Below are 19,352 nucleotides of genomic sequence, written 5' to 3' on the forward strand. Positions count from 1 at the left end.
TCCCGTCAGCGGGGCACGTGCCAGGTCACCCGGGTGCCGGTGCCGCCGGGGCCGGGGCCGGCCTCGGCGGAGCCGCCGAGGGCCTCGGCGCGCCGGGCGAGGTTGCGCAGGCCGCTGCTGCGCGTCTGTCCGGGCGGGATGCCGACGCCGTCGTCGGTGACGGTGAGCCGCACCGCTCCGGCGCCGTGGTCCTGGTCCCCGGCCGCCGCCTCGACCGTGACCTCGACGCGGGAGGCGCGGGCGTGGCGGGCGGCGTTGGAGAGGGCCTCGCGGAGGGCGGCGACCAGATCGCGGGCGACGCTCTCGCCGGTCAGCGCGTCCACCGGCCCGGTGAAGGAGACGGACGGGGTGAAGCCGAGGGTCCCGGCGGCGGCGCCGGTCTCCCGCAGGACGCGGGTGCGCAGCGAGGTGGGGGCCTCGTCGGGCTGCTGCTGGAGGGCGAAGATCGCGGTCCTGATCTCCTGGATGGTGGCGTCGAGTTCGCGGGTCGCGGTGTCGATGCGGTCGCGCACGGCGTCCGGCGGGTCGGCGCGGCGGGCGCTCTCCAGGGTCATGCCGACCGCGAACAGCCGCTGGATGACGAGGTCGTGCAGGTCGCGGGCGATCCGGTCGCGGTCCTCCAGGACGGCGAGCTGTTCGCGGTCGTGCCGGGCCCGGCCGACGACGACGGCGAGCGCGGCCTGCTGGGCGAACTGGGTGGCCAGGGCGCGTTCCGGCACGGTGTAGGGCGCGGCGCCCGGCGGGCGGGCGAGGGAGAGGGCGCCGAGCGGGGTGCCGTCACCGGCCAGCGGCAGCAGCATGCTCGGGCCCTGGTCACGGCCGGGCCCGGTGACCAACCGGGGGTCGGCGGCCGGGTCGTCGATGAAGACCGGATCGCCGTCCAGGACCCGGCGTGCGGCGGGGCTGTGGGCGGGGACGGTGGTGCCTTATTCACACCTGTCGCTGCCGACGAAGAGGAGAGTCGGGGTTTTGGTGGGCGCGTCTGGCGTCCCACTAGTCACCCGCACTTAGAGTAGTGCAACAGAGCTCGTCATACCGCACACAGCATACCGGCGGCGGGGGAGGTCGAGGCGGCGACGACCTCCAGGCCGCCGTCGGGGGTGGGCGTGAGGACGGTGCTGGTGGCGGCCCCGGCAAGCCGTCTGGCCTGCTCGGCGACGACGGCGAGGGTGTTGTCCTCGTCGGCGTCGCCGGCGAGGAGGGCGGTGGACAGCTCCAGGCTGCCGTCCATCCAGCGGGCCTGCTGGCGGACGGCCGCGTGCAGGCGGGCGTTGCCGATGGCGATACCGGCCTCGGTGGCGAGGATGCCGACCATCTGCCGCTCCTCGTCGGTGAAGCTTTCGCCGGGGGCCGCGGCCAGGTGGAGGGCGCCGAAGCGGACCCCGTGGACCAGGACCGGCACCAGCAGCGTGCCGGTGCCGTCCCGGGCCGGGGGGCCGGGCCGGGTGCCGTCCAGGAGCATCCGGGTCAGCGGCTCGTGCCCGTCGTCCGGGGCGGGGTCCGGCCCGTGGCTGACGAACCGGCCGATGCCGTCGCCGTCCTCGTTGAGCACGGCGAGCGCGGCGTGCCGGGCCCCGGCCAGCTCGGCGGCGGTCCGGACGATCCGCTCCAGCACGGCCTCCGGCGCGATGTCGCCGCCGATGGCCTCCATCGCCCGGAGCAGCCGGGGCATCTGCTGCATGCCAGCGAGCGTAGTCACGCCCGATTCGTCGCGAAAGTCGGTGTCCGCTCGCGGTCCAGCAGGGTGCGGAACGGTCCGTCGGCGGTGGCCAGCTCCGGGTAGGGGCCGCGCTGCACGGTCCGGCCCGCGTCCAGGACGAGGATCTCGTCCACGGCGTCGAGGCCGGTCAGCCGGTGGGTGATCAGCACGGTGGCCCGGCCCTCGGTGGCGGCGAGGAGGTCGGCGGTGAGCGCGTCGGCGGTCGGCGGGTCGAGGTGTTCGGCGGGCTCGTCGAGGATCAGGACGGGGAAGTCGGCCAGCAGCGCGCGGGCCAGCGCGAGGCGCTGGCGCTGGCCGCCGGAGAGCCGGGCGCCGTGCTCGCCGACCGGGGTGTCCAGGCCGCGCGGCAGCCCGTTGACCCAGTCGAGGAGCCGGGCGGCGGCCAGGGCCGCGCGCAGGGCGTCGTCACCGGCGCCGGGCGCGGCGAGGCGGAGGTTCTCGCGGAGGGTGCTGTCGAAGACGTACGCGTCCTGGGCGCACAGGCCGACGACGCGGCGGACGGTGTCACCGTCCAGCGTGGTCGCGTCGGTGCCGCCGAGGCGGTAGGTCCCGGCGGCGGGGTCGAGGAAGCGCAGCAGGCAGTGGGCGAGGGTGGTCTTCCCGGCGCCGGACGGGCCGACGACCGCGATCCGGCGGCCCGGCGTGATCTCCAGGTCGAGATCGCGCAGCGCGGGCGCCCCGGACCGGCCGCCGGGGTGGCGGGCGGTCAGACCGCGCACGGTCAGGGGGAACGGGTCGGCGGGCGCGGGCGCCGGGTGCTCGGGCTCGTGGGCGGGTTCGGGGGCGGCGACGACGTCCCGGACGCGCGCGGCGAGCGGCACGAGGACGACGGTGGCGAGCCAGTCGCAAAGGCGACATTCGAGCTTGCGGCCTGCGTCGGGGGCTCGGGGATGTGAATAAGAGGCGGGCTCGGGCTCGTGGGCGGGTTCGGGGGCGTCGACGACGTCCCGGACGCGCTCGGCGGCCCGCCGCGCGCGTTGCCGGTGCTGGACGGCGAGGGGCAGCCCGGCGACCGCCTCGAACGCGGCGAGCGGCACGAGGACGACGGTGGCGAGCCAGACGCCGTCGAGACGGCCGTCCGCGACGGCGGGGACCGCCGCCCAGGCCGCCGCCGTGGCGGTGAGGCCGGTGAGCAGGGCCGTCAGCCCGCCGCTCAGCGCGGTGACGGACGCCGAACGGGCGGCCAGCGCGGTCAGTTCGGCGTCGGCGGCGCGGACGGCGGCGTGCCGGGCGGGGAGGGCGGCGGCGACGGTAAGTTCGGCGGTGCCGGTGAGCAGATCGACCGTCGGGGTGGCCAATTCGCCGCGGGCGGGGGCGAGCCGCCGTTCGGTGCGCCGGGCGGTGGCGGCGGCCAGGGCCGGGACCCCGGCCCCGGCGGCGAGGAGCCCGGCGGCGAGCGCGGCGCCCGCGGCGGGCAGCAGCAGACCGGTGCCCACGACGGCCGCCGTGCCCACGACTCCGGCGGCGACGGCGGGCAGCAGCCAGCGCAGGAAGTAGTCCTGGAGGGCGTCCACGTCGGTGACCACCCGGGAGAGCAGGTCGCCGCGCCGGGCCCCGCCGAGCCCGGCGGGGGCGAGGCGTTCCAGCCGCCGGTAGACGCCGACGCGCAGGTCGGCCAGGACGCGGAGTACGGCGTCGTGGCCGACGAGCCGTTCGGCGTACCGGAAGACGGCCCGGCCGATGCCGAACGCGCGGGTCGCGGTGACGGCGACCATCAGGTACAGGACGGGCGGCTGTTGCGCGGCCCGGGAGATGAGCCATCCGGAGGTGGCCATGAGGCCCACGGCGCTGCCCAGCGCGGCGGCGCCCAGCAGCGCGGCCAGCGCGAACCGGCCGGTGCGGGCGGCGCCCGCCGCGCGGACCCAGGTCAGGGCGTCGGCGGTCCTCGTTCCGGCGGCGGGCTCCGGAGGCCCTGTGACGGGCCCTGTCACAGGCGTCGTCACAGGCGTCGTCACGGGCACCGTCGCGGGAGCCGGGTCACGGGTGGGCGTCGCCGCCGTCACCTGATCGGCCTCGGCGACCGGCGCCGGTTTCACGTGAAACACCCGGTCGGCCACCGCCAGCAGCGCCGGACGGTGCGTCACCAGCAGGACCGTGCGACCGACGGCCAGACGGCGGATCGCCTCGACCACCTCGGCCTCCGTCGTGCCGTCGAGGGCCGCCGTCGGTTCGTCCAGCAGCAGGACCGGGCGGTCGGCCAGAAACGCGCGGGCCAGGGCCACACGCCGGCGCTGGCCCGCCGACAGGCCGGTGCCGCCCTCGCCCAGCCGCCGGGCCGGGTCGAGGTCCCCGGCCGCCGCGTCGCGCAGCGCGCGGGCCACCGCCGCGTCGTCGGCGTCGGGGCGGGCGAGTCGTACGTTGTCGGCGATGGTGCCCGCGAACAGGTGCGGGTGCTGCGGGACCCAGGCGACCCGCCGGTGCCAGGCGGCCGGGCCGAGGCCGGCCAGGTCCCGGCCGCCGACCAGGACCCGGCCGGCGGAGGGGCGGACCAGGCCGAGCACGGTGGCGAGCAGCGTGGACTTGCCGCCGCCGGACGGACCGGTCAGGGCGACCGTCTCGCCGGGCGCGACGGTCAGGCTGGTCTCGCGCAGCGCCGGGGCGGCGCGGTCCGGGTGGTGGACCGTCACCTGGTCGAGTGACAGGGCCGGGGCGTCGGGAACCGGGTGGGTGCCCCGCTCCGGGGGCTTGGTCTCCAGCGCCGCGAAGACCTCGGCCGCCGCCGACAGGCCCTCCTGGGCCGCGTGGAACTGGGCGCCGACCTGCCGCAGCGGCAGATACGCCTCGGGCGCGAGGATCAGCACGACGAGCCCGGTGTAGAGGTCCAGATCGCCGTGGACGAGCCGCATGCCGATGCCGACCGCGACCAGTGCGACCGAGATCGTGGCCAGCAGCTCCAGCGCGAACGACGAGAGGAACGCGATCCGCAGCGTGCGCAGCGTGCAGCGCCGGTGGTCGTCGGTGATGGCGCGGATGTTGTCGGCCTGGGCCTTGGCCCGGCCGAAGACCTTGAGGGTGGCCAGCCCGGACACCACGTCCAGGAAGTGCCCGGAGAGCCGGGCCAGCCGGTGCCACTGCCGGTCGGTGTGGGCCTGTGTGGCCCACCCGATCAGCGCCATGAAGAGCGGGATCAGCGGCAGGGTGGCGGCGATGGTGGCGGCGGCGATCCAGTCGTCGGTGACGATCCGGGCCAGCACGGCGACGGGCACCACGGCGGCGAGCCCGAGCTGCGGCAGGTAGCGCGCGAAGTACCCCTCCAGGGCGTCCACGCCCCGGGTGGCCAGGGTCGTCAGCTCGCCGGTGGAACGCCCGCCGAGCCCGGCCGGGCCGAGCCGGGTGGCGTGGCCGAGGAGCCGGAGGCGCAGCTCGGAGATGACGGCGGCGCTCGTCCGGTGGGCGGCCAGTTGGGTGAGCCAGGCCACCAGCCCCCGGCCCGCCGCCGTGGCGGCGAGCGCGGGCAGCGGCGCGAGCGAGACCTCGGTCACGGCCGAGGCGATCAGCACGGCCTGGGCGATGACCAGGCCGGCGTCGGCCAGGCCCAGCGCGACGGTGGCGGCGAGGAAGCCGCGCGTGGCCCGCGCGTGGCGCAGCAGACGCGGATCGACCGGCCCCCGGCTCATGACGGGCTTTATGACGGGCTTCATGACGCGATGTGCTGGGTGCCGATGCGCTTGCGGAACACCCAGTACGTCCAGCCCTGGTAGGCCAGCACCAGCGGCGTGACCAGGACGGCGCACCAGGTCATGATCCGCAGCGTGTACGGGGTGGAGGCGGCGTTCTCCACGGTCAGGCTCCACTCGGCGGCCAGCGAGGACGGCATCACGTCGGGGAACAGCGCCAGGAAGAACGTCGCGACGACGGCGACCACGGTCATGCCGGAGAGCGCGAACGCCCAGCCCTCGCGCCCGCGCCGGTTCGCCGCCAGCGCGCCGGCCAGGGCGGCGACGGCGGCGGCCACGGCGACGAGGCTGCGCGCGTTGCCGCTGTCGGCCTGCGTCCACAGCAGGAACGCGCCGCCCAGCGTCGCGGACGCCACGCCGAGCCCGTCCGCCGCCCGGCGGGCCCTGACCCGGATGTCACCGACCGTCTTCAGCGCCGTGAACACCGCGCCGTGGAAGGTGAACAGCGTCAGCGTGACCACGCCGCCCAGCAGGGCGTACGGGGTGAACAGGTCGAGCAGACCGCCGGCGTACTCGCGGTCCGCGCCGATCGGCACGCCGCGCACGACGTTGGCGAACGCCACGCCCCACAGGAAGGCGAGGAGGACGGAGCACCAGAAGATGGCGTTCTCCCAGTTCCGCTGCCACCGCTCCTCCGGCCGCTTCGCCCGGTACTCGAACGCGACCCCGCGCACGATCAGGCAGACCAGGATCAGCAGCAGCGGCAGGTAGAAGCCGGAGAAGAAGGTGGCGTACCAGTCGGGGAAGGCGGCGAACGTGGCACCGGCCGCCGAGAGCAGCCAGACCTCGTTGCCGTCCCAGACCGGGCCGATGGTGTTGATCAGCACCCGGCGCTCGGCACGGTCACGGGCCAGGGTGCCGGTCAGCACGCCGACACCGAAGTCGAAGCCCTCCAGGAAGAAGTACCCGGTCCACAGCACCGCGATGATGAGGAACCAGAGGTCGGGAAGGTGCATCGTGGGCTCCTCGCGGCTCAGTAGGAGAAGGCCATCGGCCGGTCGGGTTCGGTCTCGTGGTGGTCGCCGCCGATCCGGGTGGGCGGGTTCCGGTCGGACGCGGTCAGCTCCGGTGGACCGGCCTTGATGTACTTGATCATCAGCCGCACCTCGACCACGGCGAGGGCGCCGTACAGCAGGGTGAAGACGGTCAGCGAGGTGATGACCTCGGCCTGCGACACGCCGGGGGAGACGGCCGCGTCGGTGCGCAGCAGGCCGTAGACTACCCAGGGCTGGCGGCCGGTCTCGGTGAAGATCCAGCCCCAGGCGTTGGCGATGAGCGGGAAGAGCAGCGTGAGCACGGTGCCGCGCCAGAACCAGGTGGTCAGGGCCGGGCCCAGCTCGTGGTCGCGGGTCAGGGCCAGGCGGGGCCGTTCGTCCGGGCCGGTGCGCAGCGCGGGCGCCAGCCACAGGCGGCGGCGGGTGAGCCAGAGCCCGGCCGCGCCCAGGGTCGCCGAGGCCATGCCGAAGCCGATCATCCAGCGGAAGCTCCAGTAGGCGAGCGGGATGTTGGGCCGGTAGTCGCCGGGGCCGTACTGCTCCTGAAGGGCATCGTTGATGTCGTTGATGCCGGGGACGGCCTCGGAGAAGTTGTCGTGGGCGAGGAACGAGAGCAGGCCGGGGACCTCGACGGCCACGGTGTTGTGCCCCTGTTCGACGTCGCCGACCGCGAAGAGGGAGAACGGCGCGGGCGCCTCGGTCTCCCACAGGGCCTCGGCGGAGGCCATCTTCATCGGCTGCTGCTCGTACATGATCTTGCCGAGGCGGTCGCCGGAGAAGGCGGTGAGGAGCCCGGCGACGACCATGGTGATCAGGCCGAGCCGCAGCGAGGCGCGCATCACGGCGACGTGCCGGTGGCGCAGCAGGTGGTAGGCGGCGACACCGGCCATGAAAGCGCCGCCGGTGAGGAACGCGGCGGTGATGGTGTGGCAGAACTGGGCGACGGCCGTGTTCTGCGTCAGCACCTGGAGGAAGTCGGTCAGCTCGGCCCGGCCGGTCTCCTCGTCGACGCGGTACCCGACCGGGTGCTGCATCCAGGAGTTGGCGGCGAGGATGAAGTACGCCGACAGGACGGTGCCGGCGGCGACGGTCCAGATGGTGGCGAGGTGCAGCTTGGGCGGCAGCTTGTCCCAGCCGAAGATCCACAGGCCGATGAAGGTGGACTCGAAGAAGAAGGCGATGAGGGCCTCGAAGGCCAGGGGGGCGCCGAAGACGTCGCCGACGAAGCGCGAGTAGTCCGACCAGTTCATCCCGAACTGGAACTCCTGGACGATGCCGGTGACCACGCCCATCGCGATGTTGATCAGGAAGAGCTTGCCCCAGAACTTGGTGGCCCGCAGGTACTTGTCCTGCCGGGTGCGGACCCACGCGGTCTGGAGGCCGGCGGTCAGGGAGGCCAGGGATATCGTCAGCGGGACGAAGAGGAAGTGGTAGACGGTGGTGATGCCGAACTGCCACCGCGCCAGGGTTTCCGGTGCGAGCGCGAGGTCCACGGTTCTTCTCCTCCGCGGGTGGTGCGAGTGAGCTTGTGAACGTATTCACATTCACAAGCCATTATGGCCCACACGCCCGCCCGCCCCGGCACGGGGGGTGGCGCGTGGGGTGTGACCTCGGTCGCTTCCCGCCCGGACGCGCGTCCTAGCGCCGCTCGCGGAAGCGCGCGGCCGTGCGCAGCAGGATGTCGTTCGCCTCCGGCTCGCCGACCGTGACGCGGACGCCCTCCCCCGCGAACGGCCGGACCGTCACGCCCGCCCGTTCACAGGCCACCGCGAACGCGCCCGCCTCCTCCCCCAGCCGCAGCCACACGAAGTTCGCCTGCGACTCCGGTACGTTCCAGCCCTGCTCCGCCAGCCCGGCCACGACCCGCGCCCGCTCGGCCACCAGCGCGTCCACCCGCTCCCGCAGCGCCGCCTCCGCGCCCAGCGACGCGATCGCCGCGTCCTGCGCGATCCGGCTCACGCCGAACGGCACCGCCGTCTTCCGCAGCGCGGCGGCCACCGGCTCGTGCGCCACGGCGTAGCCGACCCGCAGCCCGGCCAGGCCGTACGCCTTGGAGAAGGTGCGCAGCACGCACACGTTGGGCCGCTCCCGGTACAGCTCCAGGCCGTCGGGCACCTCGCTGTCGCGGACGAACTCCCGGTACGCCTCGTCGATGACCACCAGGACGTCGGAGGGCACCCGATCGAGGAAACGCTCCAGCGCCGCCCGCCGGATCGCCGTGCCGGTGGGGTTGTTGGGGGTGCAGACGAAGATCAGCCGGGTCCGTTCGGTCACCGCGCCGGCCATCGCCGGCAGGTCGTGCTCCTCACCCACCGTCAGCGGCACCCGCACCGAGGCGGCGCCGGAGATCTGCGTGATGATCGGGTACGCCTCGAACGACCGCCACGCGTAGATCACCTCGTCACCCGGCCCGGCCGTGGCCTGGAGCAACTGCTGGGCGACCCCGACCGAGCCGGTGCCCACCGCCAGATGGGACACCGGTACCTCCAGACGCTCCGCGAGCGCGGCCAGCAGGCCGGAACAGGCCATGTCCGGGTAGCGGTTGAACGAGCCCGCGGCGGCGATGGCCGCTTCGAGCACCCCGGGCAGCGGGGGGTACGGGTTCTCGTTCGACGACAGCTTGAAGGACCCGGGCCCGTCACCGGCCGGGCGGCCGGGCGCGTAGGCGGGGATGTCCTCCAGCGCGGCGCGCAGCCGAGGGCCGCCGCGGGCCGGGGCAGTGGCCTGGGCGGGGGCGGGGTGCTGAGAAGATGCGGTCATTTCGCACACCCTAGAAGCAACCCGCGGCCGGGCGTAACCGTGGGGCGGAACGGCGGGCGGCACGCGGCACGCGCCCCTGGCGTGCTCCCTGGCGCGCTACCCCCGTGGGAGTGAGGACGCGGCCGTTGAATTTCGCGCGGCAACCCGGAGGGGGTGCGCGTCCACCGGCTCCGGGCCGGGTGCATGCCCTCGATCGCCTTGCGATCCAAGGTACGGCGAGCCGCTCGCCATGCAAAAACGTACTGTCATGGAAGCGTCCGGAAGCTGCTGTAGCCCCGTCCGGCCGGGCCTACGATCAGGTCGCCATGACAGCAGCGAAGCATCAGGTGACGCGGACCCCCGGTCGCCGAACAAGCGGGCGGGCCGGCATCAGGGATGTCGCCGCCGCCGCCGGTGTCTCGATCACGACTGTCTCCGACGCGCTCAACGGCAAGGGGCGGCTGCCGGAAGCCACCCGCCGCCATGTCCGCACCGTCGCCGACCGCCTGGGGTACCGACCCTCCGCCGCCGCCAGGACCCTGCGCACCGGCAAGTCGGGACTGATCGGTCTGACGGTGACGACCTACGGCGAAGAACCGTTCACCTTCACCGAGTTCGCCTACTTCGCGGAGATGGCGCGCGCCGCCACCTCCGCCGCGCTGGCCCGCGGCTACGCGCTGGTCATCCTCCCCGCCGCCTCCCAGCACCGCGACTTCGACGTCTGGTCGAACGTCGCCCTCGACGGCACCGTCGTCATCGATCCCGCCGACAACGACCCGGTCGTCACCGAGCTGGTCCGCCAGGGCATCCCGGTCGTCTCCGACGGCCGGCCGGGCGGCAGCCTGCCCGTGACGGCCTGGGTGGACAACGACCACGAGGCCGCCGTCACCGGGCTGCTCGACCACCTCGCCGCCGCCGGGGCCCGCCGCATCGGGCTGCTGACCGGCACCAGCACCGACACGTACACGCGGCTGTCCACCACCGCCTACCTCAACTGGTGCGAGCGCGCCGGCCAGAGCCCGGTCTACGAGGCGTACCCGGCGCACGACCCGTGCGCCAGCGCCGTCGCCGCCGACCGGCTCCTCGCCCGCCCCGACCGGCCCGACGCGGTCTACGGGCTGTTCGACCCCAACGGCACCGATCTGCTGGCCGCGGCCCGCCGTTACGGCCTGCGCGTCCCCGACGACCTGCTCGTCGTGTGCTGCAGCGAGTCCAGCGTCTACGCCACCACCGAGCCGCCGATCACCACGCTCTCCCTCAAACCGGGCCGCATCGGCACCACCGTGATCCAGCTCCTCATCGACGCCATCGAGGGGACCACCGGCCGGCCGCAGGGCGAACAGGTGATGCCCACCGAGCTGATCGTCCGCGCCTCGTCCCACCGGCCGCCGCACTGCCGGCCGCACGCCACGGTGGCGGCGCCGCGTACACCCCCTGCCGTTGACCAGTAGGTTCGGGTAGACAGGTACGCGGCGGTTCCGAGGACGGCGCCGCGTGGGCCGGAAGCGAAAGTCCGGCCCCGGGTGTCTCACAACCGGGCGCCGGGATTCCTATGATGGGCGAATGGCACGGCGACCGGCCCGGCGGGCGGGCCGCCGGGCTCTCATGCGGCGCGTAGTGGTGGAGGGGTCGATGGCTCAGGGGGCCGGTCAGGGACCGGACGTATGGCACGGCGCGCAGCCGGGCGTGCCCGCTCCGCACGCGCCGGATGTCTACTCTCCGACGCTGCCCGACCTGCCGATCCCGGTTCCCGCCGCGCCACCGGCTCCGGACCGGGTCCCGGCCCCCGCGGCCGGGGACGCGCTCGACGGCACCGGCCCGCTGTACGTGGTCGGGGACGTGCACGGCTATCTGGACGAGCTGCGCGCCGCCCTGCGCGCGGCGGGCCTGACGGACGAGAACGACGGCTGGGCGGCGGGCACGGCGCGGCTGTGGTTCCTCGGGGACTTCACCGACCGGGGCCCCGACGGCGTCGGCGTGATCGATCTGGTGATGCGGCTGTCGGCCGAGGCCGCCGCCGCCGGTGGCTACTGCAAGGCTTTGCTGGGCAACCACGAGCTGCTGCTGATCGGCGCGAGCCGGTTCACCGACGCCCCGGTGGAGTCGGCGGCGGGCACCGCCTCGTTCCAGGCGGCGTGGCTGCTGAACGGCGGGCAGCGCAGCGACATGGAGCGGCTCCAGGACCACCACATCCAGTGGATGTCGCGGCTGGACTCGATGGCCCTGGCCGACGGGCACCTGCTGCTGCACTCCGACACCACCGCGTATCTCGACTACGGCAGCACGATCGACGACGTCAACGACTCGATCTGGCAGGCCCTCCAGCGCAACGACGTGGAGGTGACCTGGGACCTGTTCCGCAAGTTCACCAAGCGGTTCGCGTTCCGCGACGAGGAGTCCGGGCCGCGGGCGGTGCGCGAGCTGCTCGACACCTACGGCGGCGAGCGCGTGGTGCACGGCCACAGCCCGATCCCGTATCTGACGGGGGAGACCGGCGCCGACGCCGACGCGGCGGGCGGGCCCGGCGGGGACGCGACGCCGCGCGTGGACGGGCCGCACGTGTACGCCGACTCGCTGGCCATCGCGATGGACGGCGGGGTGACCATGGCCGGAAAGCTGTTGGTGGCGCGGCTGCCACTGGCCGGGTGACGCGCCGCCGCGCCGGGGACCGATTCGGGTAATTCCCTGTCATCCGGCGCGAATGCGTTCTACCATCGTGGGTCCCTCATCACCTGGTTGACACCCGGACGCCCGCGCGGCTCCGGGGACTGGGGACACATATGAACAGCCCTGATGGTTTGGAAGGTTTGCCGCCCGAGGACCGCGCCGATTTCGAACGCGTCCTCGACGAGACCCTGTTGAGCGCCCGGCTGACGTCGGGCGTGGACCGTTCCGAGACCGACCGGCTCCGGGCGCTGGCCCTCGACGCGCTGCCCGGCATCGCCTCCGCCGCCGAGGCCGAATACCGGCGGTACACCCGGCTGCGGGCCGAGTCCCGCGCCGACCGCTCCCGGCGTCCCGCCGGCCCGGCGGCTCCCGGCACGCGAGAGGACGACGGGGCCGGACTGCTCACCGTCGCCTTCGTGCTGGTGCCGGTGCTGGCCGCGATCGCCGCCGTCGTCTTCCTGCTGCTCGGGTACGCGCTGGGCGTGACCGGCTCCGAGCCCGCCGTCGCCCGGCCGATGCGGCAGGCGGGCTGGGTGTTCGCGGCCGTGGCCGGGGCGGGCGGGCTGGTCGCGGTGGCCGGGCTGGTGGTCGCGGCCGTGCGCAACGGCGCGTCCACCGCGATCCGCGCCTCCGCGTCCGCCGACGAGGTGGCCCGCGCCCGTGAGGAGTGGCGGCGCGCCCTGCACGACCGGGGCGTCGTGCCGTTCCTGCGGGAGCGCACGCCCGGCCCGCGCCGCGCCGACGCGGCCTCGCGCGCCGGGTTCGTCAGCCCGCGCTTCAGCAGCCCGCACTTCTCCAGCCCCGCCGACAGCGGCGCGGACGGCGACCGGCGGCGGCGTTAGATCCCGTTCGCCAGCAGCTCCTCGATGACGGCGTCGCCGCCGTCATCGGCGGGGGCGGCGGGCGCACGGGGGTCGAGCCCCGGCCCTTTTACAAATCTGACGCTGGCGGCCAAGGGGGGAGGAGGGAGATGCGGCGGGTGAGGCGGTGTGATAAGAAGAGCAGTAGGCACAAGCGACGTAAGGAAGAAAATAGTAAATAGAGGGAGTCAGACATAAAAGAGCAGATGCGGGAAATGAGGGAGAATTTATGTTGAGACGGCAGACGAGATTTCTGCCTGTCGCGTGGGCTCGTGGGCTCGGAGATAAGTATAAGAGACAGAACGCCACCACCTCGTCCGGCCGGATGCCGAAACGGAGGCACCGGGCGGCCAGGGTGCGGGCCTTGGTGACGCCCGGCGCGCTGATCTCCAGCAGCGCGGTCGGGCTGGACCGTGTGAACGTGCCGTGCTCGCCCGCCACTTCGTCGCCCAGCGCCAGGAACGCGTCGGGGTCCTGGGCGTCGTGGTGGGCGAGCAGCTTGAGGATGGGCAGATCGGGGACGCCGGGGCCCGGCGCGATCAGCTTCTCGATCGGCGCCACCACCGAGATCGGCTCGAAGTCCAGCGAGGGCCACCCGGGTTCGTGGTGGAAGTCGGTGGTCCGCTCCACCCCGAAGGTCACCCCGGGCGCCGCCCCGCGCAGCGCCCGCGCGATGAGCAGCGCCTGTTCCCGCAGGAGGGGCCGGGTCTCCACGATCTCGTCGCGGTGCAGGTCCACGACGGCCGCTCCGTTGGCGCAGATGGCGATGCCGTGGCCGTGGACGTGTTCCCTGACGATCTCCATCCACCGCACCGGGCGGGCGGTCACGAAGATGACCTGGACCCCGGCCGCCTCGGCCGCCGCCAGGGCGGCGACGGTGCGTGGCGACACGGTCCCGCCGGGGCGCAGCAGCGTGCCGTCGAGGTCGGTCGCGATCAGGCGGGGCAGTCGGCGGGACGCGGGCGGGGGCGATGCGGGGTGCGGGTCCACGGTCAGCCAGCATAGGCGCGCGCGTACACCCGTGCGGGGCGCGTCCGGCGCGGGGCGCTCCCGGCGTTCACCGGCCGCTTCCGCCGAAGCGCTCCAAAGGCGGCGGGATTGGGCTTACCCTTGCTGCCCATGGCTGTGTCCTCCGAGCTGCCGCTGCGGCTGTCCACCGTGATCCTGCCCGTCCACCGCTGGACGGAGGACGGGCGCAGAATCTGGTGCCGGGCCGAGGAGTTGGGGTTCCACGCCGCCTACACGTACGACCATCTGACGTGGCGCGGCTTCCGCGACCGGACGTGGTTCGGGGCCGTTCCCACGCTGACGGCCGCCGCCGCCGTGACCGAGCGGATCCGGCTCGGCACGCTCGTCACCTCGCCCAACTTCCGGCATCCGGTGACGCTGGCCAAGGAGCTGATCACGCTGGACGACGTGTCCGGCGGGCGCGTCACCCTGGGCATCGGCTCGGGCGGCACCGGCTTCGACGCGACGGCGCTGGGCGCCGAGGCGTGGTCGCCGCGTGAACGGGCGGACCGCTTCGAGGAGTTCACCCGGCTGCTGGACCGGCTGCTGAGCGAGGGCGGCGCCCCGTCGGGCGGTACCAAGGGGGTGTCGTACCAGGGCGAGTTCTACTCGGCGCACGAGGTGCGGAACATTCCCGGCTGTGTGCAGCGCCCCCGGCTGCCGTTCGCCGTGGCGGCCACCGGGCGGCGCGGGATGCGGCTGGCCGCGCGGCACGGGCAGGCGTGGGTGACGACCGGCGACCCGGCGACGTTCGAGGGGTCGGCCGCCGACTTCCTGGCCGGGCTGGCGCGGCAGACCGAGCGGCTGGACGGCGTGTGCGAGGAGACCGGGCGCGAGCCGGGCGGGCTGGGCCGTATCCTCCTCGACTCCAGCCTGACGCCGGCGGGTGTCTCGCCCCTGTCGTCGGTCGCGGCGTTCGTGGACTACGCGGGGGCGGTCGCCGCGCTGGGGTTCACCGAGCTGGTGCTGCACTGGCCGATCCCGGACTCGGTGTTCGAGGCCGATCAGGACGTCTTCGAGCGGATCGTCACCGAGGGACTCCCGCAGCTCGCGCGGCCCTGAGCCGGCGCGGGAACGCCCCTAAGGGGAGCCCAGCCCACGTCCGACCAGAGAGTGACGCGCCCGGCGAGCGCCTGCGGCTAGCGTCGGTCGCGTGAGCGTGAGCGTGATTCGAACCGAGCGCCTGACCAAGCGGTACCCACGGGTGACCGCGCTGGACGGGCTGACCGTGGACATCGGTCCCGGAGTGACGGGCCTCGTCGGCGCGAACGGCGCGGGCAAGTCGACCCTGATCAAGATCCTGCTGGGCCTGGCCCCGGCCACCGAGGGCACCGCCGCCGTGCTCGGCCGGGACGCCGCCCGTGAGGGCGGCGCCATCCGCGAGCAGGTGGGGTACATGCCGGAGCACGACTGCCTGCCGCCGGACGTGTCGGCGACCGAGTTCGTCGTGCACATGGCCCGCATGTCGGGGCTCCCGGCGAGCGCGGCCCGTGAACGCACCGCGGACACGCTGCGCCACGTCGGCCTGTACGAGGAGCGGTACCGCCCGATGGGCGGCTACTCGACGGGCATGAAGCAGCGGGTCAAGCTGGCGCAGGCGCTGGTGCACGACCCGAAACTGGTGCTGCTGGACGAGCCGACGAACGGCCTCGACCCGGCGGGGCGCGACGAGATGCTGGGCCTGATCCGCCGGGTGCACGCCGACTTCGGGATCTCCGTCCTGGTCACCTCGCACCTGCTCGGCGAGCTGGAGCGGACCAGCGACCACATCGTCGTCATCGACGGCGGCAAGCTGCTGCGGTCCCAGGCCATCGCCGCGTTCACCGAGGTCACCGCGTCGCTGGCGGTCGAGGTCACCGACAGCGACACCCACCCGGACGGCGCGGCGGCGCTGCTCGCCGCCCTCGGCGGGCGCGGCCTGGCCGCCACCGCGGGGACCGGGCACCTGGTGCACGTGGACGCCGCCGACGAGGCGGCGTACGACGTGGTCCGGGACGTCATCGCCGACCTCGGCCTGGGCCTGATCCGCATGGAGCAGCGCCGCCACCGCATCGCCGAGGTCTTCCAGGACGCACAGGAGGCTGTCCAGTGAGCACCGGGACCGGGACCGGCGGCGTCCGCGACGCCCGTATCCACGACATCGGCTACCGCCACTACGAGGGCCGGCGGCTCGGCCGGAGCTACGCCAGGCGTTCCCTGATCACGCATTCGCTGCGCGGGGCCTACGGGTTGGGCCGCTCCGCGCGCCACAAGGTGCTGCCGTTCGGCCTGTTCGGGATCACGGCGATCCCCGCGATCGTGATGGTCGCGGTCGCGATCACCACGGGCCTGGACGAACTGCCCATCGAGTACACGAGCTACGCGCTGTTCATGCAGCCCATCCTCGGGCTCTACATCGCTCTGGCCGCGCCGCAGATGGTCTCGCTCGACCTGCGGTTCAAGACGATCCCGCTGTACTTCTCGCGGCCCGTCGAGCGGAACGACTACGTGGCGGCGAAGTTCGCCGCGCTGTCGCTGGCGCTCTTCCTGTTCGTCTCCGTCCCGCTGCTCATCGCCTACGCCGGCGGTCTGCTGGGCAAGCTGGGATTCGCCGAGCAGACCAGCGGCTTCGCGCGGGGCCTGGTCGCCGCCGCGGTCTTCGCGGTGCTGCACGCCGCGATCGCGCTGCTGGTCGCGTCGCTGACGCCGCGCCGAGGCTTCGGTGTCGCGGCGGTCATCGCCACGCTGACCGTTCCCTACTTCGCGGTGACCGCCGTCCAGGTCGTCGCCAGCGAGCAGGGCAGCCCGGGGGCGGTGGAGTGGCTCGGCCTGTTCTCGCCGGGCACGCTGCTGGACGGCATCCAGGCCGCGTTCCTCGGCGGCGTCAGCGAGTTCCCCGACGAACTCGAACCGTCCGGCGCGGCCGCTGCCTGCTACCCGCTGGTCGCCGCCGGGCTCGTCGTTCTCTGCTCCTACCTGCTGACGCGCCGCTACCGGAAGGCGGGCCTGTGACCACCCTCCATATCTCCGCCGCCTCCCGCTGGTTCGGGAACGTCGTCGCCGTCAACGACGTGACGATGGACATCGCGCCCGGTGTCACCGGCCTCCTCGGGCCCAACGGCGCCGGCAAGTCGACCCTGATCCACATGATGAGCGGATTCCTCGCCCCCTCCTCCGGCTCCGTCACGCTGGACGACCGGCCGATCTGGCGCAATGAGAAGGTGTACCGCGAGATCGGCCTCGTTCCCGAGCGCGAGGGCATGTACGACTACCTCACGGGCGCCGAGTTCGTGCTGGCCAACGCCGAACTGCACGGCCTGAAGGACCCGGAGGGCGCCGCCCGCGCCGCGCTGGAGACGGTCGAGATGACGGGCGCCGCCGACCGGCGCGTCTCCACCTACAGCAAGGGCATGCGGCAGCGCGTGAAGATGGCCTCGGCCCTGGTCCACGAGCCGTCCGTGCTGCTGCTGGACGAGCCGTTCAACGGCATGGACCCCCGCCAGCGCATGCACCTGATGGAGCTGCTGCGCAGGATGGGCGACGAGGGCCGCACGGTCCTGTTCTCCTCGCACATCCTGGAGGAGGTCGAGCAACTCGCCACCCACATCGAGGTGATCGTCGCCGGCCGGCACGCCGCGTCCGGGGACTACCGCAAGATCCGCCGCCTGATGACCGACCGGCCGCACCGTTACCTGATCCGGTCCAGCGACGACCGGACGCTGGCCGCCGCGCTCATCGCCGATCCGTCCACGACCGGCGTCGAGTTCGACGCGGGGGAGGGCGCGCTGCGCGTGCAGGCCGTGGACTTCATGCGGTTCACCACCCAACTTCCCCTTCTGGCCCGTGAGTCCGGTATCCGGTTGCTGACGGTGTCGCCCTCGGACGAGTCCCTGGAGAGCGTCTTCTCCTATCTGGTCAGCGCGTAAGGAGACGTTTGATGATCTACAACTCCACGGTCGCCCGGCTCACTTACCGGGCGCTGCTCGGCCGTCGCCGCGCGCTGATGCTGCTGGCCCTGCCCGTGCTGCTGCTGGTGATCGCCGTCGTCATCCGGGCGCTCGGCGGCGCCGACGACCGGGCCGCCACCGAGATCCTCGGCGGCTTCGCCCTCGCCTCGATGGTGCCGCTGATCGGCGTCATCGCCGGAACGGGCGCGATCGCCCCCGAGATCGACGACGGCTCGATCGTCTACCTGCTGTCGAAACCGATCAGCCGCCGCACGATCATCACCACCAAGCTGCTGGTGGCGATCAGCGTCACCATCGCGTTCACCACCACGCCCATCCTGCTGGCCGGGATGATCCTCAACGACAACAGCCAGCAGATCGGCAGCGCCTACACGGTGGCGGCGGGCGTCGCGTCGGTCGCCTACAGCGCGGTCTTCCTGCTGCTGGGCACCGTGTCGCGGAACGCCGTGGTCTTCGGCCTGGTCTACGCCCTGGTCTGGGAGGCGCTGTTCGGCAGCCTGGTCCCCGGTGCCCGCACGCTGAGCATCCAGCAGTGGTCGCTGGCCCTGGCCGAGCGCGTCGCGGCGGACGGCGCCGACATCACCTCGGACGTGGCCCTGCCGACCGCCCTGATCCTGCTCACCGCCGCCACGGTGCTCGGCACCTGGTACGCGGGCCGGCGGCTGCGGGTGCTGAAGGTGGCGGGCGACGAGTAGCCGCTCGCGCGGCGCGCCGCACCCATGGCTCTCACCCGGCCCCGGCTCCGGCGCCGAATGTCCGCCGGTACGCGGACGGTGAGATGCCGAGCGCGGCGCGCATGTGCTGCCGCAGCGAGTTGCCCGTGCCGAACCCGGCCCGGTCCGCGACCCGGTCGACCGACAGGTCCGAGGACTCCAGCAACTCCCGTGCCAGCTCGATGCGCTGAGCCGTCAGCCACTGTCCGGGCGGGATTCCCACCTCGGCCTGGAAGTGCCGCGAGAAGCTGCGCACGCTCATCCCCGCGTGCGCGGCCAGCTCGGACAGCGTGATCGGCCGCCCCAACTGCTCCAGCGCCCACGCCCTGGTGGCGGCGGTGCCGTTCGACTCCGGCCCGGGGACCGGCCGTTCGACGTACTGCGCCTGCCCGCCGTCGCGCCACGGCGGCACGACGCAGCGGCGGGCGACCTGGTTGGCGACCCCGCTGCCGTGGTCGCGGCGCACCAGATGCAGGCAAAGGTCCACCCCGGCCGCCGCGCCCGCCGAGGTGAGGATGGTGCCGGCATCCACGAACAGCACGTCCCGGTCCACCCGCACCCGGGGGAACGTCCGCTGGAAGTGCGGGGCGTCCCGCCAGTGCGTGGTGGCCGGGCGGTCGTCCAGCAGCCCGGCCGCGGCCAGGATGTACGAGGCGGTGCAGATCGACGCGACGCGGGTGCCCGGCCGCAGCCGCGTGAACGCCGCGGCCAGCCCGGGCGGCGGCGGTCCGCCCTCCCGCATCGCGCCGAGCCGCTGGGTCGGCGCGAGGACGAACGTGTCGGCCCGCTCCAGCGCCGACGCGTCGTGCTCGACGGCGATGGCGAACCCGGCGTCGGAGCGGACCGGCCGCCCGTCGAGGGTGCAGACGATCACCTCGTACAGCGGCTCGCCGGCCGGCCCCTCGGCGCCGCCGAAGATCGCGGCCGGGATGCCCAGCTCGAACGGGATCACCCCGTCGAGGGCGAGGACGACGACACGGTGCGGGGCCGTGGACCGGGGCGGGGCCATGGCCAGATCCTGTCACA

At 73.7% G+C, this 19,352-nt stretch carries 15 protein-coding genes; 8 read left to right on the forward strand and 7 right to left on the reverse strand.

From position 1 onward, the window contains the following. Nucleotides 1–5: 5 nt before the first annotated feature. The 6 genes from BN2279_RS16055 to hisC form a co-directional block, all read right to left on the reverse strand. Nucleotides 6–884: a GAF domain-containing sensor histidine kinase gene (locus tag BN2279_RS16055; protein ID WP_079032200.1), complete on the reverse strand. Its 879-nt coding sequence runs from the start codon at nt 882–884 to the stop codon at nt 6–8. 146 nt (nt 885–1,030) lie between these two features. Continuing rightward, a complete protein-coding gene (locus BN2279_RS16060; RefSeq protein ID WP_059010164.1) occupies nt 1,031–1,681 on the reverse strand; it encodes a GAF domain-containing protein in 651 nt (216 codons plus the stop codon). Nucleotides 1,682–1,695: 14 nt separating this feature from the next. Further along, nucleotides 1,696–5,337: a thiol reductant ABC exporter subunit CydD gene (gene cydD / locus BN2279_RS16065; protein WP_059010166.1), complete on the reverse strand. Its 3,642-nt coding sequence runs from the start codon at nt 5,335–5,337 to the stop codon at nt 1,696–1,698. 20 nt (nt 5,338–5,357) lie between these two features. After that, nucleotides 5,358–6,353 (reverse strand): cytochrome d ubiquinol oxidase subunit II, encoded by a 996-nt coding sequence (gene cydB / locus BN2279_RS16070; protein WP_059010169.1) that lies wholly within the window; start codon nt 6,351–6,353, stop codon nt 5,358–5,360. Between the two features lie 17 nt (nt 6,354–6,370). Then, on the reverse strand, nt 6,371–7,885 hold the full coding sequence (locus tag BN2279_RS16075; RefSeq protein WP_059010171.1) for a cytochrome ubiquinol oxidase subunit I: 1,515 nt from the start codon (nt 7,883–7,885) through the stop codon (nt 6,371–6,373). Nucleotides 7,886–8,030: 145 nt separating this feature from the next. Next, on the reverse strand, nt 8,031–9,152 hold the full coding sequence (gene hisC / locus BN2279_RS16080; RefSeq protein WP_059010173.1) for a histidinol-phosphate transaminase: 1,122 nt from the start codon (nt 9,150–9,152) through the stop codon (nt 8,031–8,033). Between the two features lie 305 nt (nt 9,153–9,457). On the opposite strand from hisC, the gene BN2279_RS16085 reads away from it, so the two are divergent. The 8 genes from BN2279_RS16085 to BN2279_RS16125 all read left to right on the forward strand — a co-directional run bounded on the left by BN2279_RS16085 (nt 9,458) and on the right by BN2279_RS16125 (nt 18,308). After that, nucleotides 9,458–10,582 (forward strand): LacI family DNA-binding transcriptional regulator, encoded by a 1,125-nt coding sequence (locus tag BN2279_RS16085; protein WP_059010175.1) that lies wholly within the window; start codon nt 9,458–9,460, stop codon nt 10,580–10,582. A 154-nt stretch (nt 10,583–10,736) separates the two neighbouring features. Beyond that, nucleotides 10,737–11,780: a metallophosphoesterase gene (locus BN2279_RS16090; protein WP_059010177.1), complete on the forward strand. Its 1,044-nt coding sequence runs from the start codon at nt 10,737–10,739 to the stop codon at nt 11,778–11,780. A gap of 158 nt (nt 11,781–11,938) precedes the next feature. Then, entirely contained in the window at nt 11,939–12,640 is a 702-nt protein-coding gene (locus BN2279_RS16095; RefSeq protein WP_059010178.1) for a hypothetical protein, read from the forward strand. 1,137 nt (nt 12,641–13,777) lie between these two features. Then, on the forward strand, nt 13,778–14,728 hold the full coding sequence (locus BN2279_RS16105; protein ID WP_059010183.1) for an LLM class flavin-dependent oxidoreductase: 951 nt from the start codon (nt 13,778–13,780) through the stop codon (nt 14,726–14,728). A gap of 97 nt (nt 14,729–14,825) precedes the next feature. Next, on the forward strand, nt 14,826–15,758 hold the full coding sequence (locus BN2279_RS16110) for an ABC transporter ATP-binding protein (protein WP_234347994.1): 933 nt from the start codon (nt 14,826–14,828) through the stop codon (nt 15,756–15,758). Continuing rightward, the gene (locus BN2279_RS16115) at nt 15,755–16,657 is read left to right on the forward strand and encodes an ABC transporter permease (protein WP_059010187.1); all 903 of its coding nucleotides are present in this window, start codon (nt 15,755–15,757) and stop codon (nt 16,655–16,657) included. Before BN2279_RS16110 ends, BN2279_RS16115 begins: the two co-directional genes overlap by 4 nt. Next, on the forward strand, nt 16,654–17,571 hold the full coding sequence (locus BN2279_RS16120; RefSeq protein WP_059010189.1) for an ABC transporter ATP-binding protein: 918 nt from the start codon (nt 16,654–16,656) through the stop codon (nt 17,569–17,571). The genes BN2279_RS16115 and BN2279_RS16120 overlap by 4 nt, the downstream gene beginning before the upstream one ends. A 14-nt stretch (nt 17,572–17,585) precedes the next feature. Then, nucleotides 17,586–18,308: an ABC transporter permease gene (locus BN2279_RS16125; RefSeq protein ID WP_059010893.1), complete on the forward strand. Its 723-nt coding sequence runs from the start codon at nt 17,586–17,588 to the stop codon at nt 18,306–18,308. Nucleotides 18,309–18,339: 31 nt separating this feature from the next. Here the strand turns inward: BN2279_RS16125 and BN2279_RS16130 are convergent, their stop codons facing one another. Continuing rightward, a complete protein-coding gene (locus BN2279_RS16130) occupies nt 18,340–19,335 on the reverse strand; it encodes a GlxA family transcriptional regulator (protein WP_059010191.1) in 996 nt (331 codons plus the stop codon). Nucleotides 19,336–19,352 lie beyond the last annotated feature (17 nt).

Origin of the sequence: Streptomyces specialis, assembly GCF_001493375.1 — a bacterium.
Taxonomy (GTDB): Bacteria; Actinomycetota; Actinomycetes; order Streptomycetales; family Streptomycetaceae; genus Streptomyces; species Streptomyces specialis.